This is a genomic window from Vibrio sp. 378, assembly GCF_033339435.1.
Genome location: NZ_JAWOUO010001093.1, coordinates 1 through 534 on the forward strand (window position 1 = coordinate 1; position 534 = coordinate 534).

A 534-nucleotide genomic window follows, 5' to 3' on the forward strand; every position below is an offset into this window, starting at 1 on the left:
TCATAGTTAATCGTTTTGAAAAGAAATCAACAATATCCTTAAAAGATATTGAAAACGCAGTTGGTGGCCATGCGATACATTTAGTTCCAAATAATTTTGCTATTGCGATAGAGAGCGCCAATTTAGGTAACCCAATTGTTCAATCTAAGAAAAATAGTGCTTTAAAAGCTTCGTTAGCGGAAATATCGCATTTATTAGAAAGCCCAACACAAGAGCACCAAAGTTGGATTAAGAAATTCTTTTCTTAGTAAGGGGGAGTTATGTTTTTCAAACGGAAAGGCGTCGGGAGTTCATTCAATTCCGTAGATGAAGAAAAAGAATCGAAAGTCGTCAAGGTCGATCTTGCTGCGAAAGCAGAAGACGAAGATTACGTCAGTGAAAACAGACCACTAACGCCGGTTGAAGCGAAACTGAAAGCGATTGAAGAGCAGAAAAAACAGCTCGAGCAAGATCTGGCTATTAAGCACTACTACCATAAGAAATTGCTGGATACTTTAGACCTTGGCTTGTTATCACATCTGCAAGAAGATCGCG

The 534-nt window shown here is 38.8% G+C and carries 2 pseudogenes; both read left to right on the top strand.

The window, feature by feature from the left end:
* A pseudogene (locus R7Q48_RS30550) lies at nucleotides 1-248 on the top strand (type II secretion protein); the annotation flags it as partial.
* A 12-nt stretch (nucleotides 249-260) separates the two neighbouring features.
* A pseudogene (locus tag R7Q48_RS30555) lies at nucleotides 261-534 on the top strand (CpaF family protein); the annotation flags it as partial.